Here is a 26,469-nt window from a genome sequence, read left to right as displayed (position 1 = left end):
ACCGATCCGCGTGTATTAGCTAACGCTTTTCAACCACGTCCCAGTGGAGCGGGAACATCGGGTCGAAGACCGTGACCGGTCCAGCGCCCGTCTCGCGCTTGTCCGGAAACTTCACCGGCTCGACCCGTTTTTCCAGCGTGATCGTCTCGTCGTTCGGCGCCAGTCCGTACCAGACCGGTCCATTGAGGGAGGCGAAAGCCTCCAGCCTGTCGAGAGCATTTTCCTCCTCGAACACATGCGCCAGGCAGCTCATGGTGTTTGGCGAAGTATAGATGCCCGCGCAGCCGCAGGCGCATTCCTTCAGCGGATCGACATGCGGCGCGGAATCCGTGCCGAGGAAGAAGCGTGCATCGCCGGATGTCGCCGCAGCCCGGAGCGCCAGCCGGTGGTTCTCGCGCTTGGCGACCGGCAGGCAATAATAATGCGGGCGAATGCCGCCGACCAGGATGGCATTGCGGTTGATGATCAGGTGATGGGTGGTGATCGAACCGGCAAGATTGCCGCCCGACGACCTGATGTAGTCGATGCCGTCGGCCGTCGTCACGTGCTCCATGGTGATCTTCAGGTCCGGCAGGCGCTTGCGCAGCGGATCGAGGACCGTTTCGATGAAGACCGCCTCCCGGTCGAAGACGTCGACCTCCGGCGTCGTCACCTCTCCATGCACGCAAAGGGGCAGGCCGATCTTCGCCATGCGCTCCAGAACCGGCATCGCCTTGTCGATATTGCGCACCCCGCCGTGGGAATTGGTGGTCGCACCGGCGGGATAAAGCTTCACGGCGGTTATGAGCCCGCTCTTGCGGCCCTCTTCCACATCGTCCGGATCGGTGTGCTCGGTAAGATAAAGTGTCATCAGCGGCTCGAAGCGGTCGCCCTTCGGAAGGGCCGCCAGGATGCGCTCGCGATAGGCCCGGGCATCGGTGGTCGTCACGACCGGCGGAACGAGATTGGGCATGATGATGGCGCGGGCGAAATGCCGGCTCGTATCGCCGATCACCCCTTCCAGCACCGCGCCGTCGCGCAGGTGGAGATGCCAGTCGTCGGGGCGGCGGAGGGTGAGCGTTTTCATGAAGATGCTTCCGGACATGATCGATCCGTCCGCCATATCATCAACGGCGCAGGCAAAACAATCCAATGATACGGGGAATGTCCAATACCGCGAAGCTGACAAATATCAAGCTTCACGCAAATGTGCGGAGCGGAGGAGCGATTCAAGGCACCGAAACGCCAGGCCATAAGGAACCGCCGCTCGCCTTTGGCGTTCGTTAGGCACTATAATGAATCTCTTAGTCGGAGCGCGTAGCATGAAATCCCGGACTCTCAAAGTCAACAGGGGATTTGCGTTTGCCACAGGTACTGCTTTGGCGCTGTGTGCATTGACAGTCTCCCTCGGCGCGGAAGAACGCGCCGGCCTGCAGGTCGCCTCGACGATGCAGGTGGAATGCGACCGGCTTGCCGGCAGCCCCTACGATCAGCAGCGCAACAACCAGTTTGCCCCGGTCGGCATGGACGATATCGACGGTTCCGCCGTCGATGCCTGTCGCATAGCCTATCAGACGACCGGAAACCCGCGCTTCGCCTACCAGCTCGGCCGCGCGCTCAACAAGACCGAGCAGGCGGACCAGGCGATGAGCGCCTACAATGTCGCCGTCCAGGCCGGCTATCCCGCCGCCCAGGTGAACTTCGGCATGCTGATGGGCCGGCTGGGTGACGAACAGGCGGAATTCCAGTTCTACAAGGAGGCGGCCCAGAGCGGCAACGTGCTTGCCGCCTACAATCTCGGCGTCGCCTATCGCGACGGCCTCGGCACGGCGGCGGATGTCTCCAAGGCCCTGGAATGGTTCGACAGGGCCGCAGCCGAGGGCGACGATACGGCCGCCTTCAACATCGGCACGATCTATGACGAAGGCCATCTCGTCCCGCAGGACGACCAGACCGCAATCGCCTGGTACGACCTTGCCGCCCAGCGCGGCAACACCGATGCCATGATCAATCTCGGGCTGATGTACGAAAGCGGCGAAGGCATCCAGGCCAATGTCCGCAAGGCCGCCGAAATGTATCGCAAGGCCGCCGAAAACGGCGACATCTTCGGCGCCTACAAGTTCCTGCAGATGCAGGAACTTGGCGTCGTGCCGGCGCCCAGGGACCCCTCCATGCCGAACGGCGTCAACTCGCTTGTGCTGAAACCCGGCGACATGGAGACCCCCACGAACGTGGGCAAGGATATCTGAGGCGATCCGGACCCTGGAGCCTTTCGGGATTGACTTGAGGGGCTCTAGATTTCTCCGGCGGACGGTCCCCAGACATCCGTCATGGCAAAGCCTTCCGAAAGCGGGTCGAACGGGTCCAGCGCCATCTGGTGCAGGCCAAAGGTGAAACCGCGGCCGGCGATGGTCGGAATGATCGCCGCCTTTCCGGCGACGGCCGTTTCACCCGCCAGCCCCACCTCGAACTCGGAGCCGATGATCGAACGCGACCTGAAGACGTCGCCGACCTTCACCTTGCCCCGGGCATGAAGCGCGGCCAGATTGGCGGAATTGCCGGTGCCGCAGGGCGAACGGTCCGCCCGGCCCGGCCACATGGTGGTGCAGGTGCGCACCGCGCCATCGGCTTCCATATCGCGGAACATCACATAGGCGACGCCGGAAATGGCCGGAATCTCCGGATGGACGACCGGGATCTGCCTGTTGATCAGGTCCTTCAGCACCATGCCGGCCTGGACCAGTGCGGCAGCATTGCCCTTCTCGATCCTGAGACCGATCTGGCCGACATCCACCAGCCCGTAGAAGATGCCCCCGTAGCAAAGATCGAGCCTGACATCGCCCCATCGGGGCGTCTGGAGCGTCACGTCGAGCTGGTGCACGAAGGACGGCACCATAGTGAGCTTCACCTTTTCGCAGCGTCCATCCCTGCATGTGGCCGTCGCCCTGATGAGACCAGCGGCGGTTTCGAGGGTCACGACCGTCTCGGGTTCCTTCATCTCCACGATGCCGGATTCCAGAAGCGCGGTCGTGACGCAGATGGAATTGGAACCGGAGCTCGCATGGGCCTGGTCAGGCTGCAGGATGATGAAGGCGGCATCCGCCTCGGGATGCCTTGCCGGCAGCAGCAGGTTGACGGAGCCGATCGGCGCGCCGCGCGGTTCCAGGCAGAGGAAGCGGCGGAGTTCCTGCCCCTTCGGATCGGTGTTCAGCCAGTGAAGCTGGGCAGCAACCGTCTCGCCGGGGATCTTCGGCACGCCGCCGATCGCGACCTTGCCGATCTCGCCTTCGCAGTGAACATCCAGAAGCTGGATCGTGCGCTTCCATCTCATTTCAGGTACTCCAATCAGACGTGGCGGGTGATGCCGCCATCAACGCGAATATTCTGGCCGGTGATGTAACCGGCGCCGTCCGACAGCAGGAAGGCCGCCGTCTTGGCGATCTCCTCCACCTGGCCGATGCGTTTCATCGGCACCTTGTCGGCTGTTTCCGGCTTGTGATTCAGGCTGTCTATATAACCCGGCAGGATGCAGTTCATACGGATGTTGTCCGCGGCGTAACGGTCCGCGTAGAGCTTGGTGAAAGCGCCTGCGGCGGCGCGATAGGTGCACGAAACCGGGAACACCAGGGAGGGTTCATAGGCTGCAAAAGTCGTGATGTTGACGAAAGCGCCCTTGCCCTGCCTGAGCATGACCGGCGTAACAAGCCGCGCCATGCGCACCAGCGAGAGGATCATCATATCGGAGCCGAGCGTCCAGTCCTCGTCCGGGATATCGAGCAGGTCGCCCTTCGGCGGATGCCCCGTATGGTTCACGACGGCGTCGATGCGGCCATAGATCTTCATGGCAAGGTCGAAGATCGCCTGGATGTCTTCCGCCTTTTCCGCCACGCCGCGGGATGCGACGCCCCCGAGTTCGGCCGCCAGCTTTTCACAGCTTTCCGATGGCGACATCAGGGCCAGTCCGTACCCTTCGGCATGAAGTTCGCGGGCGATGGCCTCGCCCATGCCGCGTCCTCCACCGGTGATCAGCGCAACTTTCCGCGTCTCAGCCATCGGAATTCTCCCTGGTTTTCCGCCGATCCGAAGCCGGCTTGGCGAACAGATATATCAGTGGGACGGTTTTGCCTACCGTCTTCAGCGAAGCCAGAGATAACCGAGGTCGAGCCTCGTGCGGCCGTCGCCGTATTCATAGGGAAGCGAAAGCGATCGTGGATCGGACGCAGTCAGGCCGAGGGCGCCTACCGATGACAGGTCGATCGATGGCGGCGCGCCGGGCGCGCTTCCATTGCCGACCCATATGGCCAGAACAGGCCCCTTCATCGCGGCGGCAGGTGGAAAACCTGCAATTGGCTGCCCGGAACTGATGACGGGCACGTCGGGAAACTGGAGCCGCATGTTGCCGGCCAGATGCATGCCCTCCGCAACGATCAGCGCGGGCCGCTGTCCGGCCTTCAGCGTCTCCGCAACGGATGCGAAGGGATAGTTGATGCGTGAATAGGAGCCGGTGAGGCCACCCGTGAGGGTCTTGCCCGCCAGCGGAACCAGGGTCACGAGCATGATGACGGCAAAGACCGGCATGAACCGCCCGAGGCTGCCGCCGGTATCCACCCCCACCCGTTCCAGCTTCCGCAGCAGGTAGAGGGGCAAGGGCAGAAGATAGGGATCGAGCCAGCGCTCGGTGATCTTGGTCGTTCCGGTCACGAGGATCACGCAGACGACGCCCAGAAGCGAGACCAGCATGATGCGCCCGAGCAGCAGGGTCCAGCGATCCCCGGCCCTGAGGGCACGGCGGAAATCCTTCCTGAAGGCGACCGCGAAAACCACGACCGCCAGTGCCCCGAAGGCGATGCAGGCCAGGATGAGCGAGCCGGAAGCGCGGACGACACGGATAATCCCGTGCGGCGCGTTCGCCTCGACCATCTTCCCGATCGTGCCGTTGGTCGCAAGATCGATGTTGCCGAGAAGCCATCCGGCATGCGGAAGGACGATCGCCAGGCTGATGGCCGCCGTCAGCAGGACGCGGGGGTCGAGGAGACGGGCGCGCCATTCGCGATCGCAGAACACGGCGATGATCGTCGCGGCCGGCAGCAGCACGAAATTGTATTTCGAGATCGTGCCTATGCCGATCGCGACCCCGAGGATCGCGTAACCTTGCCAGTCCGGTCGCGACAGCGTTCGGAACAGGCCGTAGAGGAACAGCGCGGTCGCCATCAACACCGCGATCGTGTGGGTCAGGTCCTGCTGGGGCATGTACGACACCTGCGGCAGGGTGAGCAGGCTCAGCACCGCCATCGCCACGAAGGCGGGGCGCCGGTCCAGTTCCCGCGCCGCCATGCCGAAGAAGGCATAGCACAGGAGCAGCATCAGGAATTTCGGCAGCGTCAGCGATAACAGAGAAATGCCCATGACGCGGACAAAGGCGTTCTGAACCCAGTTGTAGAAGGGCGGCTGCGGACCGTAGCCGGCAAGCCAATATTGCGAAAAGAGCGATTGCTCCGCCTCATCGAGCGTCAGCGAATTCGGCAGTATCAGCCGTACGGCGATGCTCAGGGCGAAATAGGCGCCAAGAAAAAGCGTGGTCGGCCACAGGCCCTTCGAGAGGACCTGCGCCAGCCTGCCGGTTTTTTCGAATTCGTCGCGCGCAAAGGCCGCGCTGCTTTCGCGATCCATTTTCAATCCCTGAGAAAGAAGCGTCCCGCAGCAGGTGACATGCAAAACCTTGGCGATCAACAGGGAAATGCCGATCGAAGCGCAAGCCCTTCGCTATCTCCGGTCAGCGCCAGCCGAGCGCGGGCGCGACATGGGTCAGGATCGCCTCGATCACATGCGCGTTGTATTCGACACCGAGCTGGTTCGGGACGGTCAGGAGCAGCGTGTCGGCTTCCGCGACGGCCTCGTCCTTCCTGAGCTGCTCGATGAGCACGTCCGGCTCGGCGGCGTAACTGCGCCCGAAGATCGCCCGGGTGTTCTCGTCGATGAAACCGACCTTGTCCTCGTTCTCGCTGCCGTATCCGAAATAGGCGCGGTCACGATCGTCCACCAGCGCGAAGATGCTGCGGCTGACCGATACCCGCGCCTCATGCGCATGACCGGCTTCCTTCCAGGCCTCGCGATAAGCCCTGATCTGCTTGGCCTGCTGGATGTGGAACGCCTCTCCGGTCTCGTCGTCCTTGAGCGTGGAGCTTTGCAGGTTCATGCCGAGTTTGGCCGCCCAGACGGCGGTGGCGTTCGACCCCGCGCCCCACCAGATGCGGTCACGCAGTCCCTCCGAATGCGGCTCAAGCCGCAGGAGACCCGGCGGGTTGGGAAACATCGGCCGCGGATTCGGCTGGGCAAAGCCCTTGCCCTGCAGGACTTCCAGGAAGACCTCCGCGTGGCGGCGGCCCATATCGGCGTCGCTCTGCCCTTCCTCGGGCTGATAACCGAAATAGCGCCATCCATCGATCACCTGCTCGGGAGAGCCCCGACTGATGCCCAGATGCAGACGCCCGCCGGCGATGAGATCGGCCGCGCCGGCGTCCTCGGCCATGTAGAGCGGGTTTTCATAACGCATGTCGATGACCGCGGTGCCGATCTCGATGCGGCTCGTCTTCGCTCCCACCGCCGCCAGCAGCGGAAACGGCGAGGCGAGCTGGCGGGCAAAGTGGTGCACCCGGAAATACGCCCCGTCGGCGCCGAGATCCTCGGCAGCCACCGCAAGATCGATGGACTGGAGAAGCATATCGGATGCCGAGCGGGTCTGCGATTGGGAAGAGGGCGTCCAGTGCCCGAACGATAGGAAACCGATCTTTTTCATGAAAGCGCCGCGTGCAGGTGGGTCATGTTGAGGTTATGCACCACAACGAACGGGAAAGCACCCCGAAATCGCCTTTCACGCGAGCGCGGACACTGAACGGACTGTCAAGCGAACAAGAAGTCCTGGGCGCCGAGCGCCTGCTGGCTGTGCACGACCACCTCGTTGCCGGAGCCGAATGAAATCGTGCTTTCATGCGTGGTCGGGTCAAAGGCCGAGATGACAAGCTGGCCGAAGTCCGTGATCCCCAGGGCCGAGACGTCGATGTGGTCGGTTCCCCAATCCGGTCCCGCCCCGCAGACGCCCTGACCGAAATCCCCGATCCTGTCCCGGCCGTTGCCGAGATCGAATACGAAGGTGTCGTCTCCTCCCCTGGCACGGTCGAGCATGATCTGGGCATCGCCCCACATGTCGTCGTTGCCGTTGCCGCCGATCAGCCTGTCATTCCCGCCCTGAGCCCTGCCGGACATGGTTTGGGCGTCGCCGATGAGCGTGATGGTTCCTTGCAGATGACGTATGGCGTCGACATCAAGCACGTCGTCGCCGCCATGAGCATGCTGGGACATGGTTTGGGCATCGCCCACGATCATGCTGTTTGCGAACAGTTGCGCCCTGACGATCAGGGTGTCGTCACCGCCGCTGGCGCGATCCGACATGCTCGTCGCATCGCCGTAGGCGATCACGGGTCCGGAGGACGCAACATTCATGATATCGTCGCCGCCGCTGGCATGATTGCCGAGATTGCCGCCGGCATCGCCGAAGAAGGTCACGCTGTCCTCGAGGCCGGTATTGAGGCTGTCATCGCCGCCCCGTCCATGTCCCGAGATGCTTCCGCCCGCATCTCCGTAGAATGTGACAAAACCTTCCCCGCTGCCGTCCACGGCCGTATCGTTGCCGCCGACGGCATGGCCGCTCATGTTGCGGCCGGCATCGCCGTAGATGGTGAACGTGTTCTGGAATGCCGAGAGATGAAAGGCGTCGTCGCCGCCTGCCGCACGGCCGGACAAGTTCTGCCCGGCGTCACCATACATGCTGATCGTGACCGGGACGGGGCTTGGCCCCGCGACCAGAGTGTCATTGCCGCCCCTCCCCCTGTCGGAAATGTTCGCTCCCGCGTCACCGTACAAACCGATCGTGGCGGGGCCGGCCCCCGTTACCTGCGCCGTCAGCGTGTCGTCGCCACCCCGTGCGCGGTCGGCGATGTTTCCGACGGCATCGCCATAGAAGTTGCCGGAGCCGTGTATGGTCAGGGTGTCCTTGCCGCCCGTGGACCGGTCCAGCAGGCTTCCCCCGGCGTCGCCGAAGAGGATGCCGACGGATTCCGGCGCGATCAACGTGTCGTCCGTGCCGAACTGATGACCGGTCAAATCGAACCAGGTTATGGGAACTCGCCTGACCATCTCTGCCTCCTGCTGGCGAAACGATTGCTTATGCGGAATGGAAGAGCACCGAGACCCAGCGGCAAGTCGATCCCGCTCGTCGGTGTCATGGCTGCTTGATTCCAGTATGCGATCGCCGCTCCCTGCACACCTCATCGAGGATAGAGATCGGGCGCGCAGCATGACTTCGAAGCTGCTGTCGCGGCTCTCTCGGCGAGAAACCAGATTTCACGGCCATCATAGGCGAAGTTGGCGATGCCGCCAACTGTAACCAAGGGTGGTACCGGATACGCCAAACGGCGTAGGACCGTTTACCGCCAGCCGGTTCTATTCAGAAATGTCTGGGAAAATGGCGCACCCGAAGAGATTCGAACTCCTGACCCCCAGATTCGTAGCTGCGGATTCTTAAGGCGATAATGAGCCGGTTTACGGCGATTATTGGTTCGCGAACAACACCTTACACGACATCATGGTCGATATTCGGTGATCCACGGCGGTCACCGTTCGGTGCTCAATTCGGTACTTAAGGATCGTCCAGATGGCAGTTATCAATCTCACGGAGGCTCGCATCCGCGAGCTGGAACCCAATTCGGGAATATGGCGCGACGAGCAGGTTAAGGGCCTGATGGTCATTTGCCACAAGACCGCCAAGAGCTACGCGGTGCAGGGAGACGTTCGTCGCAACGGCAGGCATATCAGAACCGTCCGTGTGAAGATCGATCGCGTGGACCGCATCGGTCTTCGCGAGGCCCGCAATCGCGCCAAGGCGATCATGTCGCAAATCCAGTCCGGCATCGATCCGACAGCGAAGACGGCGGAGACCGGCATTACCTTGAAGCAGGTGCTGGAAATCCATCTTTCGGAAAAGACATTCCGGCCTTCGACCGAGGAAAGCTATCGCTATCACCTCGATCATCATCTTTCCAAATATCGAAATCGGGCCGTGGCCGACATAAGCCGCACGGATGTCCGCGATCTCTTCGACGACATGAAAGCCAAGCGTGGTCAGACGAGCGCCTGCGGGGCTATGCGTGTCCTGCGGGCTTTGTTCAATACGGCAAGGCGTGTCGATGAAACCATAGGCGCCAATCCCTGCGACAGTCTTCGAATACCCGCGCCGCCGAAGAGACAGGTGGACATGCTGGATTTGAAATCGTGGTGGGTGGAAACGGAAAAGCTCACGCCCATTCGCAGGGACCTGCATCGCTCGATGCTGCTGACGGGCGCGAGGCGGCGCTCGCTTCTTCAGGTTCGGCGCGACGATGTGGATTTGGAGAAGAAGCTGATCACCTTCACTCACATGAAGATCGGTGGCCCGATGACAATTCCGATGGGGGACAGGCTTGCCGCCATGTTGAAAGCGCGGCTGGAAGAAGACCTGCCCTTGAACAGCGAATGGCTGTGGCCGTCAGCGACGAGCGAAAGCGGGCATATCGAAGAGCCGAAGGAAAACAAGCACGAACTTCCGAGCCCGCATGAGTATCGTCACCTCGCACGAACGCTGTTGATTGCGAGTGGCGCTCCCTATGCCGAAAGCGCGCTCCTGCTTGGTCAGACGCTTCCCGGCGCATCGGGCGGATACGTTCACCGCGAGCATCTTGTCGAGCACTTACGGCCGTTCATGCAGGCTTTGGAAAATTCGGTGTGGCAGCCCGCAATTGACGCAGCCGCCGATTGATCTTAACGCCAGCCTCGATTGTTGGAGGGACACAATATTGGCAAAACGATCAAGATCGGACGCGTTCAAGCACTTCGGTGCAGTTCCCAAGAATGTGCAATGGAGCAGGTCAGCTAGGACGCCAGACGGCAAAACGGTCGTCATAACGCTTTGGCAGGATAGGCTTGTGTCGCGAGACAAGAAGCTGACCTATTCGCATTCACCCGACGACGGCTGGTTCGAAAGTCCCGGCCAGAAGGAATTGCGAGACAATCTGGTTTGGTGCGAGGATCATTGTGACGGCCTTTTCAAGGTCGTCCTGGTCACAGCGAAAGACCCTGGGTCGATCCCGCGAGAGGTGGAAAGCAGCGATCCGGTCAATTCCTATCAAATGAAACTGACCTCGCTAGACAGATCAAACGGTGCTTTTTCCGCCCTGGCTGTGCCGCTCGCTAAAAGCACCCGTTGATTTATTTATGAAAATTCTGTCTCCCGACAGATAAACGTTGATGCCCAAGGTGATCGACGTGTGATTATTAGACGACGCGCGCCTCAAGGAGCCGGTTTTGGCAAGCGCGCGATCAGGCCGTGGCCCGATCCTCCTTAGACAGAAAACCCTGTTCGAAACGCCGAAGGCTTGTCCTCCGGCCTTGGAGGCATATCGCAATGACACAGATTTTGACCAGCCGTGATGTCGAGGAGGCAATGAAGCGCGTTCTCGACAATCACACCCGCAGCCCTTGGTTCGACACGGAAGGCGCTGCCGCCTATCTCGGCGCGATGCCGGGAACCTTGAAGACGTGGCGCACGAACGGCGAAGGCCCGAAGTATCACCTGATCCACGGCAAGTCGGTTCGCTACCACAAGGATGACCTCGACCGTTTCGTGCGCGGGGAGGACAATCGATGAATTTATTGGGAACCGAAAAGGGACATGCTGCGACCAACAGCATGTCTCCTCAGATGTCTTTGGCTACGATCCCGTCAGACGATCGTCAGAATACAGCAAAGCTGAGTGGTCCAGAGCCATCGACAAACCCTGTATTGCTAAAGACCTATGTCGATCATGGCTTCGATCTCATTCCCTTGCGCAAGCATGGCGATCGCGATCGCACCGGCAAGGCGATCGGGAAGGCGCCTTTAAAGACGGACTGGCGCAGGCGTCCTGCCTTGTCGCTCTCGGAGGCCGAGGCCTTCATGGCCGCCGGCCACAATATCGGCGTTCGTCTGAAGGATGGCGATCTGATCATCGACGTCGATCCTCGCAATTTTGCGGCTGGCGACGATGCGTTTGCACGATTGCAGGCAGACTTTGGCCTGTCCTGGGCGCCTGTCGTGATGACAGGCGGTGGAGGTCAGCACTGGTATTTCCGAAAGCCGGAAGAATTGAAGATCAGGACTTCGTTGGAGGGCTATGCCGGTATCGAATTCAAGACGGCTGGTACCCAGATCGTCGCTGTCGGTTCGATCCATCCAGAGACTCTAAGGCTCTACGAATTCGATCCGCTTTCGGATAGCTTGTCCGATATCGTCGAAGCGCCCGACGGTCTCCTGAAGTGCCTTACCGTTGGTCCGGGGGGGCGATCTCAGACGTCTTCGTCTGCCGAACTGACGCCTGAGCAATTGGCATTCGTATTGTCTCATATCGACGTGCTGGATTTTGCCGACCAGACCCGCTGGCGTGATCTCATGATGGCGTCTCATCATGCGACTGGCGGCGAAGGACTGGATGCCTTTCTGGACTGGAGCACGTCGGACCCTTCCTATGGCAATCATGGCAGCGAAATCACCAAGCGCTGGAACTCGTTGAAGGAGAAGGATACGAGCATTACGATCAGGACGCTGTTCAAGGCGGTGCCGAGCGACAAGCGCAGTGGCGTGATCGAGGCGGTATCTCGCGAGGCACCCGAGGACGATTTTCCAGAAGATGGCGAAACGCCTGCAAAGGCGGTCGTTTCGAAGACGCTCGGCCTTTATGACGAATGGGTTTGGGTGGTTCGTCCCTATGTTTTCGTCAGGCGTTCGGATGGCGTCAAGTTCAAGCCGGAGCAGTGGAAGTCGCTCTATGCCGCTCGTTTGCCTGACAGCGATATCGTGACGGCCGTTTTTCGTGGAAAGCTGGCGCTGCGGAAGTTCGAAGACCTTGTGTATGAGCCCTGCAAGCCTGAATTCCCCGATGGCGAAGATGGAAAGGCCTACAATCTCTGGAAGCCGTCAGGCGTCGAGGCCTTGCCTGGCGATGTGACGGTCTTCCTGGATCACATGGCCTTTCTGTTTCCTGACGAGGCAGAGCGAAATCATGTTCTCGATTATCTGGCATTGCTCGTTCAGAAGCCCGACACCAAGATCCATTTTGCGCTGCTGATCCGTGGCGCACAGGGAACCGGCAAGAGCTGGATCGGTGCCTTGATGGAAAAGATCATCGGAAGGCGCAATGTCGTCAGGCCGAACAATGACGAGGTGAACTCACGCTGGACGGCGTGGATGGAAGGCGCACAGCTTGCAATCCTCGAAGAACTGATGACGGTCGGCCGCAAGGATGTGGCCAATCGCCTGAAGACGATCATCACGGAGGACACACTTCGCATTGAGGACAAGGGATGCCAGCTCTACACGATCCCCAATCGCCTAAACCTTTTGTGCTTTTCGAACCACGAGGATGCGGTCTATCTCGAAACTGGTGACAGGCGCTGGCTGGTCGTCTTTTCGCCTGCGGTCAAACAGCCTGCTTCCTATTACGAGAGGTTGTTCGCCTATTTGGCTGGCGATGGCGCTGCCTTCGTCAAGCATTGGCTGTTGCAGCGTGACATTGCCCTCAACCCCAAGGGCGTCGCTCCGGTGACGTCTGGCAAGACGACGATGCGTGACCTGTCCCTGGGCGACGTCGAGGCGTTCGTGAAGGAGCGCTTCGAGGCAGGCGAGGCACCCTTCGATTTCGATCTGGTTCGCATCGATGACATCGTGGCGTCCATTCCGTCTGCATTGAGAGGCCAGAACAGTTTGACGCCGAAGATCGTCAAGTTCCTGCGTGGCGAATTCGGCGCCGTCAACCATGCGCGCTACACGAAGTCCGATGGCAAGTACCGGCCTGCATGGACGCTGTGGTCCGTGCGCAATCACGACCAGTGGGACAAGGCAGGCGCTGCGGCCCGCATCGATGCCTTCGTGGCACACCAAAACAGGCTCGAATGATTGATTGATTGCATGCTTGGTAGACAGGCGCTCGGTGGCGTAGACGGCTGGCAGACAGCCGTCGTCGTCCACTGAAATAAGCATATTTTGCAGAGCCTTATGCTCGGAGTAGACAGGTAGACAGCTATATAAACAAAGTACAGCATGGATCACATTGCAAACGATGCCTCCATGCTTGGCACCGCGTTTCCGCCGCAGCATCACGGTATGGTCTTCGGAAGGCAGCCCGTCTCAGCGTCTACCTGTCTACCAAGCCAGTGTGGCAGAAGGTCGTTGCAGGTGGCTGAGCATGCCTCTTGCCTCGCAAACCATGCAGGCCTCGCGCGTGCGAGGACCGGCTCGACTGGCACGACGGTGACACGGCAGCAGGCAAAGCGCCTAAAGGTATGGCGAGGCAGCAGGAAACGGAGGCTTTGGGGGCCACAAGCGTAGTTGACGGCGCCTTCGGCGGCGGCAGAGTGTGGCAACGTCAGGGCCTTGTCACCGAAGGCGAGATGAGGGAGCCGCCAGAGACAAGAAAGGCAGGAGCTCCAGACCCTCAGATTGATAATTCCAGCGATCGGAACGAATAGACAAAAGAGAACAAGGGCATGATGGCGAAGGGACCATAGAAGCACCGGACCAGACACCGGATCGTCTCCAGGCGGTCCTTGAGGAGGCTTATGTGAAGCCTTGCTCACAAACAACCTACTTCCCGTGGGAATGAGCGCCGGCCTCTGGGGTGTGCATGTACCTCCCCACTGAAAATGGCCGGCCGCCTCCCAGTTTCGAGAAAAAATGAGCCTCGCATAATGGCGTCCCGCGAACTCCGCATGCTGCAAGATCGGCAATCATGCAAGCAAGGAGAAGTGCGATGGACGACAGCGCCACCGGCCGTTCGTTGGAAAAGCGTGCGAACCGGCGTCCCGACATGGACCGCCGGTGGTCGACATCGGTCGAAAACCTTGTGCTCGATATCGTCGGCAAGACCGGATCGCCGAAGAAGGCAGCCGAAGCGGCAGGTATTTCGACCGCAACGATTCATGACCATCGCATCAGGGACATCGAGTTCGGCCAGCGCTACGCCAAAGCGATGGAATGCGCGTTCCATCAGGTCTTGGGTCGCGCCTTCGAGCGATCGCTGGACGAGGAAGAACCTTCGGATCGTCTAATCGAGGTCCTTCTGAAATTCCGGTGGCCGGAACGTCTCAACGCTTTTCTGAACCTCGTCGGCGAACAGCAGGTATCGACAGGCGGTCCCATGGGTCTCGATCCTCGCGTCATTTCGCAGATGCAAGCTCAGGATCGCGCAACTCTGATCGATCTTCTCGAAAAGTATCTCGACCTCAACGAAAGGCTCAAACATGGCGGTCCAGTCATCGAAGCCTGATCCGGTGCGAAAGCTGTTGGCCGATTTGGCGGCTTGCCAAGCCCTCAGCGACTCGCTCGCGGCCACGGCGCCATCAACCTGCATAGCGCACGGCGGCGTAGATCGGCTTATCTCAAAATACGGCTATCGCACAGGAGCCGGTTTCTGGTCGCTCGACTTGGTCAATCTTGGGGAAGCGGCTGTCTCTCTGTGGGAGGAAATGGCACGAGAACATCGTACCGGCTTCATGCTGACCGAAGTCGAAGAGTGAAGTGTTGATCGTTTCCGCCGATGCCCCGTGCGAAATTCCTTCCGCATAAACCGCAAAGGAGCTGCGCATATGAAGGGGATAAGAATTTCTGCAGAACTGCTTCCGGAAACCGTAGACAAGCGGGCCTATCGGAAGAGAATTGAAAACATTCACGAAGAGGTCGCCTCCAAGCGGCCCAAGTCTTTGCCTTACGGCTACAGGCCAAATGACATTTTTGCCAGTTACGAAGGTAATTTTTTGGCCGTGAAGTTGTCCAACACTTTGACCAATACTGAAAACGGTTACGTCAGACAGGGATTGTCGCTCGAACAGATACAGCTTTTGCAGCTGGAGCGCCTTCCACCCGATGTCGTTCGGAGCTATGCCTCGGCCGTCCTCAACATGATCGACGGCCCCGACCCGCTCGAATAAGCGCTGGTCGGCAATCGGTTTTCGTCGTCGCATGATTGTCACGTCAGGTTTGCCAATGGGCGAGCCTTATCGCATGGGCGATGACGATAGCCGGTTGTGCCGGGCCATTCTCATTCTTTGCCGATGCGTGATGCAATCAAGCAAAGGATGACGAACATGGCCGTAACCAAGATAGCGCTTGCCAGCCAGTGGAAGTCCGTGACGGATATTCTCGACTGCCTACGCCGCGCCAGAGAATTTCGCGAGCAGCAGATCAAGCTTCTCGATTCGCTTGAAAAGCGAGTGGACCTGCGGCGTACGGAGTTCACGCAGTCCCTCGCCGATCTTCCCGCCGCCGCGCGCTTACAACTCGTGACACGCGTCACGAACGGCCTGCGCGCCGACCTCAAGCGGCAGACCGCCGACACGCGGCGCGCATACATCCAATCAATCAATCAAATTAGCGCCGAAGTCGAGCCGGTGAAGCCGCATTACCAGAGCGCCATGCAGCTCCTGATGCGCGACAATATCGGCAGCGAACGCCGCAGCCGCCTCACCTATCAGACGGAGAGTTCGGGACCGGCAGAGCTGGCCTCGTTGGCTGCGCTCTCTGCATCAACTAAGGATCGCGAACTCGGCGCGGCAGTCTGCGTCCGCGCATTCGCTATGGCAGCCGACCAGCGCCGGTTCTCGCCGCAGGAACTCGCGGACCATCTCACCGGCGAAGATTATCGAAAGGTCAACCAGGCTTTCCTCGAAATCGAACGCCTCGCCATTGAGGCTGTCCATGCCGATACAGCTTTCGAGAGAGGCCAGTCCAATCCTGGGCGAAGCGTCCGGCTTGCGCTCCGCAAGCGCTCGGAAACGGCGATTGGGGCAGACCTCGACAATCTTGAAGGACAGATCGAGCAGGCAACGAAAGGACAGCCTGAAGCTTTTCGGTGATCCGGTCGAGACAGCGTCCAGAAAGGGCAGCCGAAGCGCTCGGCGGCCGGCGTGGCGGCGGTAAGTGGGCCAGACGGTCTATCGACCGATAAACGCGTCGATCATCTTCGCTACCCTTGCTATCTGCTCATCATTCATGTCTGCCAAAGCTCCCTGAATGTGAGCGAGCATTTTACCTCGCTCACCTTTCGGCTGCACGCGCTCCCCGGAACCAAACAGCGCTGGAGGCGGCAGGTCGAGAGCCGCTGCGATCTTTTCGACCGTATCGAATGAAGGTGCGGCTACACCCCGTTCGATCTTGCCTATCGTCTTGATCGACACTTCGACCAATTCGGCAAGCCGCTCCTGGGTCATGCCCGCTGCACGCCTGTGATGGCGAACGTTGATTCCGAATTCCCGCTTGAGTTCCAAATTGCACCTCCGGAACTGTCTTCGGAGGTCGCAAATCCATTTTTGAGGAACTAATAGTTCCTATTTGGAAGAATGCGATATAAAGATTCCTATTATTGAAAATCCTCTGCCTCATTACGGATTTTGCATGTGGGATATCGTGCTGCTTATTCTGAAATGGTCGTTCATTGTGATCGGGTTATCCCCGATCATTCTGGCCTTTGGGTGTGTATTCATCGACGGCACCATTCGGCCGATGCTTGTTCCGAAGGCGGAAATCGAAAGGATGGCCGCCGACTTGATCAGCCGCCACAACGATCCGGAAGAAGCGGCAGCCATCGAGGAGCACGCAGCTTGGTATCGTTCAAACAATTTCGAACAGGGTAAGTGGCGTCGGGTAAGAAAACTGATTTCGCTGTCAAAGCGATAGCCTACGCTGGTCCAAACACCGCTTTTTCTACAGCTCTGCGTAAGGCGTCATCATTTTTGGTTTCGCATTCCCAGATGGTGGCGACCCGCCAACCAAGATCTTCCAACTCATTTGCTACGCGAGTATCGCGCTCTTGATTGGCACGGAATTTTGCCTGCCAGTATTCGCTTCGAGTACTCGGAGTTGAAGCCTTCTTGCATCCTGGATGGCGGTGCCAAAAGCAGCCATGCACAAATACCACCGTCCTTCTCTTTGGAAGGACAATGTCAGGCTTTCCGGGAAGATCTGACCTGTGAAGCCGAAACCGCAGGCCCATCGAATGAGCCACTTTGCGAACACGGATTTCAGGAGTCGTATTCTTTCCCCCGACCCGCGACATAAGCCATGAACGCCGTTCAGGCGTCAATCGATCAACCACTTCCCGTCTACTCCGCAGCTATCCTTGAGGACCAGCCGCTATCCATACGTTGAGCAATTAGCGAAAATATGGCTTCGGAGATTATCGGCGAAACGCTATTTCCTATCATCCTAAAGCTGTGCCAGACAGTCGGATGGAAACGAAACCAATCTGGGAAGCCTTGAAGGCGCGCAGCTTCTCGGACCGTGATGACCCTCGCCTCCTCGGGATGAATGGGCCGCACCGATTGAAAAGAGCCTTTGTCACTGCCGGTCCCCGCTCGGAGCGTCGGGCATTGACCGGCCCAATTGAGACGATGGTGACGCCCAACGGGATCGACACCGCCCTGAGAAAGAGATCGAAATCTTTCAACTACCGCGTCAGTGTGGACGGTCAACTTATGGCCGGTAAACCGGCCTTTAGGAGATCGAAGCTTTTTGGCGTATTCGCTCATCGGCTCCGAGGCACTGTACTGCCACGTATCGTACCCATCTTCCTCACCTACCGACAACGATCCGATTAGGTCTGATATCGCGTCCGCGACATTTACAGCCGGCTTTTTCGCAGCCAGGATATCCTCGCGTGTAAGCGGATCGACACGATCACGATCAAAACCAATTACGAAAAGGCGAGGACGTTTTGTAGCCGCCCCAAAATCCGAAGCGTCCAGAACAACTGGCTCGATCAGTTCGTATTTCCCTCTGACCAACTCAAGCGCTTCATCCAATACATGTCGCGCATCTGCATAGCCTATGCCTCTGACATTCTCCATCACGAAGAACGCCGGCTTTAGTTCCGAGACCAAACGAAAGAAATGGCCTAAAAGTAGTCGTCGCGGGTCATCGGCTTTACGAAGACCGATTGAGCTAAAACCCTGACATGGCGGGCCGCCAAATATCCCGTCAACATTGCCGCCTATCTCTCTTTCAATATCGCTGGCTTCGATGCTTGAAATATCTGAAAGATGAAGTTTCGTATTTTTGTGATTAACTGAAAAGGAGGATGTAAGAATGGGATCTACGTCGATTGCAAGCTGCGGTACCAAGCCGGCATTTTCGGCACCGAGGGAAAACCCCCCGCAGCCACAAAAAAGATCTAAAACCCTTGGTCGCACTTGCACGAATAGATATCTCCCCTAAAGATAGCGAGGGGGACCATATCTTATTTGTCAAGTCCCGTCGAACGGAAGTTCGCCGGAAGGGGAAAAAATGGCAGCAAACATCGAGATCGGCAAGGCGGTTGCCTCACCAACAAAAGCCTTCTTCGTCACGATGCTCACTCGCGACATCGAACTTCAAGATGCCATCTTGGACCTTTTGGACAATTGTGTCGACGGAATAATCCGATCGGACTCTCAGAACGCTGCATCAAGCCAACCTTATGCCGGCTTTGAGGCCAAAATCATTTTAGAACCAGATCATTTTACGATTGCGGACAATTGCGGTGGCATTCCAATCGAAGTCGCCAAGAAGTATGCATTCGCAATGGGACGCCCTCCCGAGGCGACCGGCGGAGACCAAACTGCGACTGTCGGCATGTATGGCATTGGAATGAAGCGCGCGATCTTCAAACTAGGCACGGAGGCCTTGGTGGAGTCGCGCAACGACACCGGTTTCATTGTCGAGTTCTCCCCTGAATGGATGCAAGACGACAAATGGGACCCACTTCCCATGTACGAGCTGTCCGACGAAAAGATTCCGAACAAAGGTACATGTATAGAAATTTTCAAATTGAATGCGGACGTAAGTTCCGCCTTTGCTAATAGAATGTGGATTGACGACTTTCGGAAAGTCGTCGCTCAGCATTATTCATTAATAATTGCCAAAGGTTTTTCGGTACGCATCGGATCAAAGGCGGAAATGGACGCGGGCATCGCGCCGATAGCCGGAGAAAAATTCCAACTCCTAAATACCGCTCCCGCTGAAGGGGACGGAAAAAAGATCGAACCATACGTATACGTTGGAACGATCGATGACGTCGAAGTTGAGATATATGCGGGTCTTTATAGAAATCTTCTTACTGAAGACGAGGCAGATAGCGAGGAAGAAACAAGGGGAAGCAGTGATGACGCGGGCTGGACAGTTGCGTGCAATGATCGGGTAGTAATATGGAAAGATAAATCGCGTCTAACCGGCTGGGGCGAGGCATCTGTTCCAAACTACCACGGCCAATTTATTGCTATAACGGGCATAGTCCTGCTCAAGTCAAAAGATCCGAAAAAACTTCCGCTTACCACCACAAAACGCGGCATCGATGCGGCTTCTAACGTTTACTCGGAAGCTAAGGATCTGATGCGAGATGCAACCAAAAGCCTTACTGCGTTTACGAATAAATGGAAGAAGTTCCCGCAAGAACTAGAAACAATATACAGATCAAGCACTTATGTTGATTTGCCATCCCTTCGAGCTCTACCAGCAAATTTAAGCATGGCGAGCAGCAGAAAGAGCGAGGGAATAAAGAAGTACGAACCAAAATATCCTGAGCCGAAGCAAGAGAAGACTAGTGTAAGAGTTAGTTTTGTTGCCCTAAAGGACGACGTAGCAACTTTGTCCGCTCACTTTTTTGCCGACGAAAAGGTTAAGCCAGGCCAAGTTGGTGAGGCAGCTTTTAACGACACTCTAAAAAACCTCAACGGTTCGAAAAAATGAGTGGCGCTTCCATCCCGTACCACCTCCGCCCGCACAAAGCCGTTGACCGGAGATTGTTTCTTGACTTGCTAAACCGAATTGAAAGGTGGAGCCCTCTCAAGGATTTCGTTTACGCAAGCATGGGCGCATATCCGCTCGAAGACCACAAGCTTGTACACCGACTTCTTGGCGTCACTCGGTTGATAGCTTTCGACATGGACGATGAGGTCGTCCTAAGACAGAACTTTAATCGGCCAGTTGAAACATGCCGGTGCATGACCAAAAAGTCCACCGACCTTATTAGCGATTTCGACAATATTCTCTCCGAATGCGGATTTGCCGATGCTAACGGTGCAATCATTTGGCTTGACTATACGAACCCTCGCCAGCTTGGCCATCAGATCAGAGAATTCGAATCTCTTTTGAATAAGCTGGCGCCCGGCGATATTGTGCGTGTTACCGTGAATGCCCATGCCAATGACTTTTCCGACCCGCAAGCTCCTGGAGCCAAACCGCCACTTGCTTCAGAGAAGATGCAAACGCAATTCAACAATTTGAAAAGCCGCATCGGCGAATTCCTTCCATCATCGGCCTCTCCAAACGACATGACGCCCGAGGGCCTTGCGAGGACTATCTCTTTATCATTCGCCGGCGCAGCACTGAAAGCACTGCCGGTATCGGGTAAGAACGAATTTTGCCCCTTGTCGATAATCAGATACGCGGACGGCGAACAAATGCTCTCGATCACGGGAATCATCATCGCCCGAGAAAAACGTCAACAGCTTCTTGAGAACATAGACTTAGCCTCTTGGCCTTTCTCATCAAACGGGTGGGAGGATATCCACCGCTTGGTAGTACCTGCTCTTACATTACGAGAAAGATTGTTTTTTGAACGAGGTATCGTGAGCAAAACCCATCAAGAAATGATTTCTGAGGTGGGTTTCAAATCCGCTGCCGGCGTCGCAGTCGAAGAGTTTTTAGATAGCTATAAAAAGTATTATCGGTTCTATCCGACGCTTATGGCAGCGGAGATCTAAGCGCCGACCTCCTGCTGCTTACGCAGTATCCTCTCATAAAACTCACGCTGACTTTCGTTGAACGCAGCTTGCAACGGCTCACTCAGCTCCGCCGTCTTTTGAAAAGCAGCATAGAATTTCTCCGTGTCGGAAAACTCACCTTTGAAGTGCCGGCGCAATGCTTCTGCACAGAACCATGTCAAGCTGACCTGGTCGCTTAATATCCTCGAGATGTGGCCAGCTTCAAGTAGCAGCAATTCGTCTTTAGGGCGCAATGCTCGATCAGCCATCAGATCCATAGCCGCGCTATCTGCGTGAGCGAGATGGCTGCAGACGCCATAGATGTGAAGAACGCTCTTCATACCAACGAGCGGCTTGCCGCCGACCACCCGGCCGTCGAGCGCTTCGATAATCTCGGAGAAGGACCATTTCTGCTCCAATCGCTTTCGCTCGGCTTTGTTTCCCTTGGCGTCGAGATCGAAAAGGCGCTCATCGCTCAAGGCTTCGAATATGGAGCTGGAGACATCGTCTTCCTCTTTCATTTGAACCGAAAACTCAGCCTTTCTCGCTCTTCGTCTGTCGTTTATCGAGCCAAGCTTGTTCCAGAATTCGTCCATCAGCCCCGGCTTATCTTCGTCCTCGGCAAAACATATGAACAATATCTTTGCGGCGGTCTCGTAGAAGGATCTCAATATGATCTCGGCATCCCAAGAGTAGCCCCAGCTTACGAGAAAGGTGACGGCCTGGTTTCTGGCCGATAGGTACCAAAAGAGCTGTTTTAATGTCGGGGTAACGTCGGGGGTCGTTTCTCCGTAGCGTTCGAAGAGACCTGCAATCTCGTCCCTGATAACGGCATGGGCCTGTAAGCTGGCCTCCTGCAGAATCCTCAACGGCGATTCGTCAGACATCTCTGAAGTCCCTGAAAGCAGCGATAACCGGTTCGCCTTAGAGGCGATTGCCGACATTAAATCGTTCGATTGCAGGAAGCTATAAGCCGATGATCCGGTGTTTATTCGGTACTCACCGGAACGAAGACGGACGCCCAGAAAAAATGGCCTTATAAGGATATGATTTCGTTAAGAAAAATGGCGCACCCGAAGAGATTCGAACTCCTGACCCCCAGATTCGTAGTCTGGTGCTCTATCCAGCTGAGCTACGGGTGCGTGGGCAAGCAGTGCGTTCACCGCTTGCGTGGCGATCCTCTACTGGGTGCTGCGAAGGATTGCAAGCGATTTTACCGAAGGACACGTCATTTTACTGTCACTTCTCGCTCAAGCCGTTGAGAAGCAACATTTTTTGCATCAGGCCCGGGCCCGGTAATCCTCCAGGGAGACCGGGCGGTCGGGAATCTCGATCCTGAACTGCGTTCCGGGACCGGGTTTTTCCACAAGCGCGATCGTGCCGCCATGCGCCAGGACCAGTTCGCGGGCGATCACCAGGCCAAGGCCGGTGCCCCCGGAACGCGCCGAGCCGCGGAAGGCCGAGAACAGATTCTCGCGTGCCTTGCGCGGCATGCCGGGGCCGGTATCGTCGATCGTGATGCCCACGACGCTTCCGACCCGATGCGCCGAAACCGTGATCCGGCGGACCATGGAGGCATCGTCGGGGTCGAAGGTGGTGAGCGCCTGCAAGGCGTTGCGGCACAGATTATGGATGATCCGGAAAAGCTGCTCGCTGTCGCCGTCCACCTCCAGATCGTCGGCGACCTGCTCCAGGAACTCGACACCGGCATCCGGATCGATGGCAAGGATATCGCGCACTTCCTGGCAAAGATCCGCGAGACGGATGCGCCTGCGGCGCGGCGCGGCTTCGGACGCCTGGCCATAGGCCAGCACTTCGCTCGTGTAGCCCACGGCGCGGTCGATCGTCCGCAGCAGTTTCGGCGCGAAACTCCGCACCATGGGATCGTCGACATCCGTCAGGCGGTCGGACATCAGCTGCGCCGACGCCAGGATGTTGCGCATGTCGTGGTTGATCTTCGAAACGGCAAGGCCGAGATCGGCGAGGTTCTTCTGCTGCTTGAGGGTGCGCTGCAGCTGCGCCTGCATCGCCGTCAGGTGACGTCCGGCAACCGCAAGCTCGCCGCGCGAGCGATCGGGCGAGAAGACGCGGGAGGGATCTTCCGGCTGCTCGGAGAAAACCTGCATGCTGTGCGTCAGCCGGCGGATCGGCATGATCATCATGCGGTTGATGGCGAGGAAGATCAGCACCGCCGTGATGAGCGAGATCAGCAGCGACAGCAGGAACATCATCTTGGAATATTTGAGCATGTCCTTGCGAAGAGCGTTGTCGGTCATCACAAGTTCGATGATCATGTCGCTTTCGCCGATCGGCCCATAGACGCGCATCACGCGGCCACCGCCGAATACCAGCGTGTCGAGCGCATCGCACATGGATGAAAGCATCGGCACGTTGGCGAGATCGAAGACCTGGTCCACCTGCGGCGGCATATCGGTCGCGGCAAGCAGCCGCGACGTGCCGTCCTTCCGCAGCGCGATGACCTTGGTACCGGTCGCAAGCAGCGTGTCGTCCTGCACCGCGCGGGGAAGCTCGGCCGGCTGCAGGCCGTCGATGACGATGCCCGCCGCCGCCGCCGTATCCAGCCGGTCGCGCAGCCAGTTCATGCGCATGCTGGCGATGGAAGGCACGAAAATCAGGACTTCGGCCAGCATGACGAAGATGACGGTGAGCCAGAGAAGCCTGCCGGAAAGGCCGCGGAAAAGGCGCGGCATCGGCTCCGGACCTGCGCCACCCGGCGAGGCCCCCGAGCGTCCCGAGGTGTGAACCTCGTCGTCCATGCAGGTCTCCATTCCCGAATTCGGCCCCGGCGGCACGGATATCGGCCAGCCGGGGACATCGGGTTATTTTATAGCTTCGGCCCCAATTTACCAGCCCCTTTGCCGCGGTGCAAAAAGAGAACGGGGACGGTCTCCCGTCCCCGCTTCCCTGTCCGACCGAACGGGCGGATCAGAATTCTTCCCAATCCGCCGCCGATGCCGGCGCCGCGGCGGCGGCCGCACCGCCTCCGAAGGCGCGCGAGATGGCGCCGGTCATCGCCTTGACGGGAGAGAAACGGGGGCGATGGCCCGGTGCCGCCACCATCGGCCGGGACGTCCTGGCGCCCGCGGTCGTCGTTTGCGCCTCATCGCCGATATTGAACTGGGATACGAGGACAAAGAGGCTGTCGGCCTCCGAGGAAAGCTTCTGCGTCGCGGCGGACGTCTCCTCCACCATGGCGGCATTCTGCTGCGTCACCTGGTCCATCTGGTTGACGGCCGTATTGACTTCCGCAAGGCCGGTGGCCTGCTCGCCCGAGGCAACTGCGATCGAATGGATATGGTCGTTGATCCGCAGGACCCGCGCCTCGATTTCGGAAAGGGCCTCGCCGGTCTTCTGGACGAGTTCCACCCCGCCGGCGACCTCCTCGCCCGACTTGCTGATCAGGGCCTTGATATCCTTCGCTGCGCTTGCCGACCGTTGCGCAAGCTCGCGAACCTCCTGCGCCACGACGGCAAACCCCTTGCCAGCCTCGCCCGCGCGCGCGGCCTCGACACCGGCATTGAGCGCGAGGAGATTGGTCTGGAAGGCGATTTCGTCGATGACGTTGGTGATCTGGGCGATCTCGCGGGACGCCTGCTCGATGCGGCCCATGGCCTCGACGGCATTGCGGACGACTTCGCCCGACTGCACGGCGCTCTGCTTGGCTTCGCCGACCATGGCCGTCGCTTCCTGAGCCCGCTGGGTGGAGGTGCGCACCACGTCGGTGATCTCGTTGAGCGCGGCCGAGGTCTGCTCGAGCGCCGCGGCCTGCTGCTCGGTGCGCTTGGAAAGATCGTTGGTGGCGTTGCTGAGCTCCGCCGCGCTGCCGTTGATGGAGCCCGTGGCAACACGGACATTGCGCATCGTCGCGCGCAGCTTTTCCATGGTGCTGTTCACGTCCCGCTGCAGGTCCGCGAAGGCGCCCTTGAAATTGCCGTTCATGCTGTCGGCGAGATCGCCGTCCGCAAGGCTCTTCACGACCCGGCACGTCTCCGAAATGCCAGCATCGACGCTTCCAAGCAGCTGATCGACATTCCGGGCGAAGTGATCGAGGCTCTCCTCGCCCCATTGCCTGTCGATCCGGCGGCTGAAGTCGCCTTCGACCGCAGCAGCCACGACTGCCGACATGCGCGCCTGCAGGTCGTCGCTCTTGGCGCGCAGGGCTGATTCCGACGCATTCATGCGGGCGACTTCCATGCCATTCCGTTTGAAGACCTCGACGGCGGCCGCCATGTCGCCGATCTCGTCCTTGCGGCCGGCGGAAGGCACCGCCGCATTGTAATCGCCATCCGCCAGCAGTTTCATCGACGAGGTCAGATTGAGGATCGGCTGGCTGAGTTGCTTGCGGCCGAGATAAAGCCCGAACGCCATGCCTCCGGCGACACCGACAAGGGTCGCGGCCAGCACGCTGTAGAACACCATGCTTCCGAAGGCTTCCATGCCGGCGCTCAGGTTGTCGAGCTCTGCCTGGTCCATCTTCACCACGGCATCGATTTCCGCCTGGTAAGCCTTGCGGTTCGCGCGGTTTGCCTCGTTGTTGCCCTGGGCGTTGGCGGCCTGCGGCCCCTCCGCCTGGCTGAGACGCGCGGTTTCGGTCCGGAACGCCTTGAATTCCCTGGAGCGCGCGACCAGCTTGTCGAATATCTCCCTCTGCCCGGCGGGCACTTTCGGCTGCCATTCGGCAAGCAGCCTGTCCATGTCGTCGAGCGACTTGGCTATCCCGTCCCCGAACTGCTTGGCGGCGGCGGAATCCTTGGCAGCATAGATGCCGCGGGCATCCATGACGACGGCGGTGACAAGCCTGTTCAGATGCTCGCCCTTGTACGCCCGGTCGGCGACTTCGGCATATTCCTGCGCCTGATCGTGATATTTTTCGACAGCAAAAAGCGAAAGACCGCCAATGATACAGGCCACAAGGCTCATCAAGCCGACGAGGAGATTGATTTTTGCTCTGATCTTCACTGCAAGTCCCTCTACGAATACACGGCAGCACGGCCGGATGGCGAGGTAAATGCGCGGGTTTCCGTGCCGACAAGCCGAAATTAGCAGTCAGAAATTAATAATGTTTGAGCGAAACCAACCGGGGCGCGAGGCATTCCGAAGTAGATTTTGTCAACCGAAGCACACAAGACAAAAATTTTTGGAAGAAACCCGGCCATCTCAACCGGCTTCCGGATTTTTATCCCTCTTTTTACATGCGCCACCGTTCCGCGCATGATCGTCAGGATCTTTAACCAATCCGTTCGGGTTTTATCGTTCGCTCCGCCCGGACACGGCGTGCCCCACCGAACAACGGCCGCCGAGCAATTGACTTTTCCTTGAAAGTCCTCTTATAAGCCGCCCACGTTCAGCTCCGGCGGACTTGCACGCATGCAGCCGCCTGCGCGGATCGTTTTTTCCGAAACGCTCTTGCTCCTCTTTTCACAAGGGGGCAAAATCCAAGAAGGGCCGCACACCGCGGTATTAAATAAATGAAGCGTACCTACCAACCGTCCAAGCTTGTTCGCAAGCGCCGCCACGGATTCCGCGCCCGCATGGCCACCAAGGGTGGTCGCAAGGTTCTTTCCGCACGCCGCGCCCGTGGCCGCAAGCGTCTCTCGGCCTAAGGCCGGGATGC

The 26,469-nt window shown here is 58.6% G+C and carries 25 protein-coding genes and 1 tRNA gene; 13 read left to right on the top strand and 13 right to left on the bottom strand.

Annotated features, from left to right (window positions below; genetic code table 11):
- Nucleotides 1–19: 19 nt before the first annotated feature.
- Nucleotides 20–1,066 (bottom strand): dihydroorotase, encoded by a 1,047-nt coding sequence (pyrC, locus tag ACFFP0_RS14090; protein WP_377261715.1) that lies wholly within the window; start codon nt 1,064–1,066, stop codon nt 20–22.
- A 307-nt stretch (nt 1,067–1,373) separates the two neighbouring features.
- Here pyrC and ACFFP0_RS14085 point away from each other — a divergent pair, with 307 nt between their 5' ends.
- The gene (locus tag ACFFP0_RS14085; RefSeq protein ID WP_377261712.1) at nt 1,374–2,228 is read left to right on the top strand and encodes a tetratricopeptide repeat protein; all 855 of its coding nucleotides are present in this window, start codon (nt 1,374–1,376) and stop codon (nt 2,226–2,228) included.
- A gap of 44 nt (nt 2,229–2,272) precedes the next feature.
- Here ACFFP0_RS14085 and ACFFP0_RS14080 read toward each other — a convergent pair whose 3' ends face one another.
- From ACFFP0_RS14080 to ACFFP0_RS14060, 5 genes are all read right to left on the bottom strand, one after another.
- Nucleotides 2,273–3,310, bottom strand: a complete 1,038-nt coding sequence (locus tag ACFFP0_RS14080) for a proline racemase family protein (protein ID WP_377261710.1) — start codon at nt 3,308–3,310, stop codon at nt 2,273–2,275.
- Between the two features lie 14 nt (nt 3,311–3,324).
- Complete coding sequence (locus ACFFP0_RS14075; RefSeq protein ID WP_377261707.1) at nt 3,325–4,032, bottom strand: SDR family oxidoreductase; 708 nt, start codon at nt 4,030–4,032, stop codon at nt 3,325–3,327.
- Nucleotides 4,033–4,113: 81 nt separating this feature from the next.
- Nucleotides 4,114–5,649, bottom strand: coding sequence for a glycosyltransferase family 39 protein (locus ACFFP0_RS14070; RefSeq protein ID WP_377261704.1), 1,536 nt, complete (start codon nt 5,647–5,649; stop codon nt 4,114–4,116).
- Nucleotides 5,650–5,752: 103 nt separating this feature from the next.
- Nucleotides 5,753–6,775 (bottom strand): LLM class flavin-dependent oxidoreductase, encoded by a 1,023-nt coding sequence (locus tag ACFFP0_RS14065; RefSeq protein WP_377261702.1) that lies wholly within the window; start codon nt 6,773–6,775, stop codon nt 5,753–5,755.
- A 104-nt stretch (nt 6,776–6,879) separates the two neighbouring features.
- Nucleotides 6,880–8,172, bottom strand: a complete 1,293-nt coding sequence (locus ACFFP0_RS14060; protein ID WP_377261699.1) for a calcium-binding protein — start codon at nt 8,170–8,172, stop codon at nt 6,880–6,882.
- 517 nt (nt 8,173–8,689) lie between these two features.
- Here ACFFP0_RS14060 and ACFFP0_RS14055 point away from each other — a divergent pair.
- The 8 genes from ACFFP0_RS14055 (at nt 8,690) to ACFFP0_RS14020 (ending at nt 15,953) form a co-directional block, all read left to right on the top strand.
- On the top strand, nt 8,690–9,829 hold the full coding sequence (locus ACFFP0_RS14055) for a tyrosine-type recombinase/integrase (RefSeq protein ID WP_377261697.1): 1,140 nt from the start codon (nt 8,690–8,692) through the stop codon (nt 9,827–9,829).
- Nucleotides 9,830–9,995: 166 nt separating this feature from the next.
- Nucleotides 9,996–10,277 (top strand): hypothetical protein, encoded by a 282-nt coding sequence (locus tag ACFFP0_RS14050; protein ID WP_377261695.1) that lies wholly within the window; start codon nt 9,996–9,998, stop codon nt 10,275–10,277.
- Nucleotides 10,278–10,474: 197 nt separating this feature from the next.
- Nucleotides 10,475–10,717: a helix-turn-helix domain-containing protein gene (locus tag ACFFP0_RS14045; RefSeq protein WP_377261693.1), complete on the top strand. Its 243-nt coding sequence runs from the start codon at nt 10,475–10,477 to the stop codon at nt 10,715–10,717.
- Nucleotides 10,718–10,851: 134 nt separating this feature from the next.
- Nucleotides 10,852–12,999, top strand: coding sequence for a DUF5906 domain-containing protein (locus tag ACFFP0_RS14040; protein WP_377261691.1), 2,148 nt, complete (start codon nt 10,852–10,854; stop codon nt 12,997–12,999).
- 853 nt (nt 13,000–13,852) lie between these two features.
- The gene (locus ACFFP0_RS14035) at nt 13,853–14,368 is read left to right on the top strand and encodes a hypothetical protein (RefSeq protein ID WP_377261689.1); all 516 of its coding nucleotides are present in this window, start codon (nt 13,853–13,855) and stop codon (nt 14,366–14,368) included.
- Entirely contained in the window at nt 14,343–14,618 is a 276-nt protein-coding gene (locus ACFFP0_RS14030) for a hypothetical protein (RefSeq protein ID WP_377261687.1), read from the top strand. The genes ACFFP0_RS14035 and ACFFP0_RS14030 overlap by 26 nt, the downstream gene beginning before the upstream one ends.
- Nucleotides 14,619–14,687: 69 nt before the next feature.
- Nucleotides 14,688–15,029, top strand: a complete 342-nt coding sequence (locus ACFFP0_RS14025) for a hypothetical protein (protein ID WP_377261685.1) — start codon at nt 14,688–14,690, stop codon at nt 15,027–15,029.
- A 156-nt stretch (nt 15,030–15,185) separates the two neighbouring features.
- Nucleotides 15,186–15,953 (top strand): hypothetical protein, encoded by a 768-nt coding sequence (locus ACFFP0_RS14020; RefSeq protein WP_377261683.1) that lies wholly within the window; start codon nt 15,186–15,188, stop codon nt 15,951–15,953.
- 78 nt (nt 15,954–16,031) lie between these two features.
- Here ACFFP0_RS14020 and ACFFP0_RS14015 read toward each other — a convergent pair whose 3' ends face one another.
- Nucleotides 16,032–16,364 (bottom strand): helix-turn-helix domain-containing protein, encoded by a 333-nt coding sequence (locus ACFFP0_RS14015; RefSeq protein WP_377261681.1) that lies wholly within the window; start codon nt 16,362–16,364, stop codon nt 16,032–16,034.
- A gap of 127 nt (nt 16,365–16,491) precedes the next feature.
- On the opposite strand from ACFFP0_RS14015, the gene ACFFP0_RS14010 reads away from it, so the two are divergent.
- Nucleotides 16,492–16,773: a hypothetical protein gene (locus tag ACFFP0_RS14010; RefSeq protein ID WP_377261679.1), complete on the top strand. Its 282-nt coding sequence runs from the start codon at nt 16,492–16,494 to the stop codon at nt 16,771–16,773.
- Nucleotide 16,774: 1 nt separating this feature from the next.
- Here the strand turns inward: ACFFP0_RS14010 and ACFFP0_RS14005 are convergent, their stop codons facing one another.
- A complete protein-coding gene (locus ACFFP0_RS14005) occupies nt 16,775–17,191 on the bottom strand; it encodes a very short patch repair endonuclease (protein ID WP_377261677.1) in 417 nt (138 codons plus the stop codon).
- A gap of 7 nt (nt 17,192–17,198) precedes the next feature.
- The gene (locus ACFFP0_RS14000; RefSeq protein WP_377261675.1) at nt 17,199–18,290 is read right to left on the bottom strand and encodes a DNA cytosine methyltransferase; all 1,092 of its coding nucleotides are present in this window, start codon (nt 18,288–18,290) and stop codon (nt 17,199–17,201) included.
- 88 nt (nt 18,291–18,378) lie between these two features.
- Here ACFFP0_RS14000 and ACFFP0_RS13995 point away from each other — a divergent pair, with 88 nt between their 5' ends.
- Both ACFFP0_RS13995 and ACFFP0_RS13990 read left to right on the top strand, forming a co-directional pair.
- Nucleotides 18,379–19,818 carry an ATP-binding protein gene (locus ACFFP0_RS13995; protein WP_377261673.1) on the top strand — a complete coding sequence of 480 codons (1,440 nt, stop codon included), beginning with the start codon at nt 18,379–18,381 and terminating at the stop codon, nt 19,816–19,818.
- Nucleotides 19,815–20,834: an O-methyltransferase gene (locus tag ACFFP0_RS13990; RefSeq protein WP_377261671.1), complete on the top strand. Its 1,020-nt coding sequence runs from the start codon at nt 19,815–19,817 to the stop codon at nt 20,832–20,834. Before ACFFP0_RS13995 ends, ACFFP0_RS13990 begins: the two co-directional genes overlap by 4 nt.
- Here ACFFP0_RS13990 and ACFFP0_RS13985 read toward each other — a convergent pair.
- The 4 genes from ACFFP0_RS13985 to ACFFP0_RS13970 all read right to left on the bottom strand — a co-directional run bounded on the left by ACFFP0_RS13985 (nt 20,831) and on the right by ACFFP0_RS13970 (nt 25,814).
- Nucleotides 20,831–21,721: a DUF5677 domain-containing protein gene (locus tag ACFFP0_RS13985; protein WP_377261668.1), complete on the bottom strand. Its 891-nt coding sequence runs from the start codon at nt 21,719–21,721 to the stop codon at nt 20,831–20,833. The two genes, ACFFP0_RS13990 and ACFFP0_RS13985, sit on opposite strands and share 4 nt — an antisense overlap.
- A 178-nt stretch (nt 21,722–21,899) precedes the next feature.
- Nucleotides 21,900–21,976 (bottom strand) — tRNA-Arg (locus tag ACFFP0_RS13980).
- 138 nt (nt 21,977–22,114) lie between these two features.
- Nucleotides 22,115–23,545: an ATP-binding protein gene (locus ACFFP0_RS13975; RefSeq protein WP_377262334.1), complete on the bottom strand. Its 1,431-nt coding sequence runs from the start codon at nt 23,543–23,545 to the stop codon at nt 22,115–22,117.
- A 235-nt stretch (nt 23,546–23,780) separates the two neighbouring features.
- Nucleotides 23,781–25,814, bottom strand: coding sequence for a HAMP domain-containing methyl-accepting chemotaxis protein (locus ACFFP0_RS13970; protein WP_377261665.1), 2,034 nt, complete (start codon nt 25,812–25,814; stop codon nt 23,781–23,783).
- Nucleotides 25,815–26,323: 509 nt separating this feature from the next.
- Between ACFFP0_RS13970 and rpmH the strand changes: the two genes are divergently transcribed.
- Entirely contained in the window at nt 26,324–26,458 is a 135-nt protein-coding gene (gene rpmH, locus ACFFP0_RS13965; protein ID WP_081953029.1) for a 50S ribosomal protein L34, read from the top strand.
- The last annotated feature ends 11 nt before the right edge of the window (nt 26,459–26,469 follow it).

Source organism: Neorhizobium puerariae (assembly GCF_042429745.1).
Classification (GTDB): domain Bacteria; phylum Pseudomonadota; class Alphaproteobacteria; order Rhizobiales; family Rhizobiaceae; genus Neorhizobium; species Neorhizobium puerariae.
Note: the sequence above shows the minus strand (reverse complement) of the source record. Positions and strands in the feature narration are given on the sequence as shown.

What these genes read in the sequence shown, in the direction of transcription:
- pyrC (WP_377261715.1), bottom strand. Translation starts at nt 1,066, where the DNA reads ATGAAAACGCTCACCCTCCGCCGCCCCGACGACTGGCATCTCCACCTG.
- ACFFP0_RS14080 (WP_377261710.1), bottom strand. Translation starts at nt 3,310, where the DNA reads ATGAGATGGAAGCGCACGATCCAGCTTCTGGATGTTCACTGCGAAGGC.
- ACFFP0_RS14075 (WP_377261707.1), bottom strand. Translation starts at nt 4,032, where the DNA reads ATGGCTGAGACGCGGAAAGTTGCGCTGATCACCGGTGGAGGACGCGGC.
- ACFFP0_RS14070 (WP_377261704.1), bottom strand. Translation starts at nt 5,649, where the DNA reads ATGGATCGCGAAAGCAGCGCGGCCTTTGCGCGCGACGAATTCGAAAAA.
- ACFFP0_RS14065 (WP_377261702.1), bottom strand. Translation starts at nt 6,775, where the DNA reads ATGAAAAAGATCGGTTTCCTATCGTTCGGGCACTGGACGCCCTCTTCC.
- ACFFP0_RS14060 (WP_377261699.1), bottom strand. Translation starts at nt 8,172, where the DNA reads ATGGTCAGGCGAGTTCCCATAACCTGGTTCGATTTGACCGGTCATCAG.
- ACFFP0_RS14055 (WP_377261697.1), top strand. Translation starts at nt 8,690, where the DNA reads ATGGCAGTTATCAATCTCACGGAGGCTCGCATCCGCGAGCTGGAACCC.
- ACFFP0_RS14045 (WP_377261693.1), top strand. Translation starts at nt 10,475, where the DNA reads ATGACACAGATTTTGACCAGCCGTGATGTCGAGGAGGCAATGAAGCGC.
- ACFFP0_RS14035 (WP_377261689.1), top strand. Translation starts at nt 13,853, where the DNA reads ATGGACGACAGCGCCACCGGCCGTTCGTTGGAAAAGCGTGCGAACCGG.
- ACFFP0_RS14030 (WP_377261687.1), top strand. Translation starts at nt 14,343, where the DNA reads ATGGCGGTCCAGTCATCGAAGCCTGATCCGGTGCGAAAGCTGTTGGCC.
- ACFFP0_RS14025 (WP_377261685.1), top strand. Translation starts at nt 14,688, where the DNA reads ATGAAGGGGATAAGAATTTCTGCAGAACTGCTTCCGGAAACCGTAGAC.
- ACFFP0_RS14020 (WP_377261683.1), top strand. Translation starts at nt 15,186, where the DNA reads ATGGCCGTAACCAAGATAGCGCTTGCCAGCCAGTGGAAGTCCGTGACG.
- ACFFP0_RS14010 (WP_377261679.1), top strand. Translation starts at nt 16,492, where the DNA reads ATGTGGGATATCGTGCTGCTTATTCTGAAATGGTCGTTCATTGTGATC.
- ACFFP0_RS13995 (WP_377261673.1), top strand. Translation starts at nt 18,379, where the DNA reads ATGGCAGCAAACATCGAGATCGGCAAGGCGGTTGCCTCACCAACAAAA.
- ACFFP0_RS13990 (WP_377261671.1), top strand. Translation starts at nt 19,815, where the DNA reads ATGAGTGGCGCTTCCATCCCGTACCACCTCCGCCCGCACAAAGCCGTT.
- ACFFP0_RS13985 (WP_377261668.1), bottom strand. Translation starts at nt 21,721, where the DNA reads ATGTCTGACGAATCGCCGTTGAGGATTCTGCAGGAGGCCAGCTTACAG.
- ACFFP0_RS13975 (WP_377262334.1), bottom strand. Translation starts at nt 23,545, where the DNA reads ATGCCGCGCCTTTTCCGCGGCCTTTCCGGCAGGCTTCTCTGGCTCACC.
- rpmH (WP_081953029.1), top strand. Translation starts at nt 26,324, where the DNA reads ATGAAGCGTACCTACCAACCGTCCAAGCTTGTTCGCAAGCGCCGCCAC.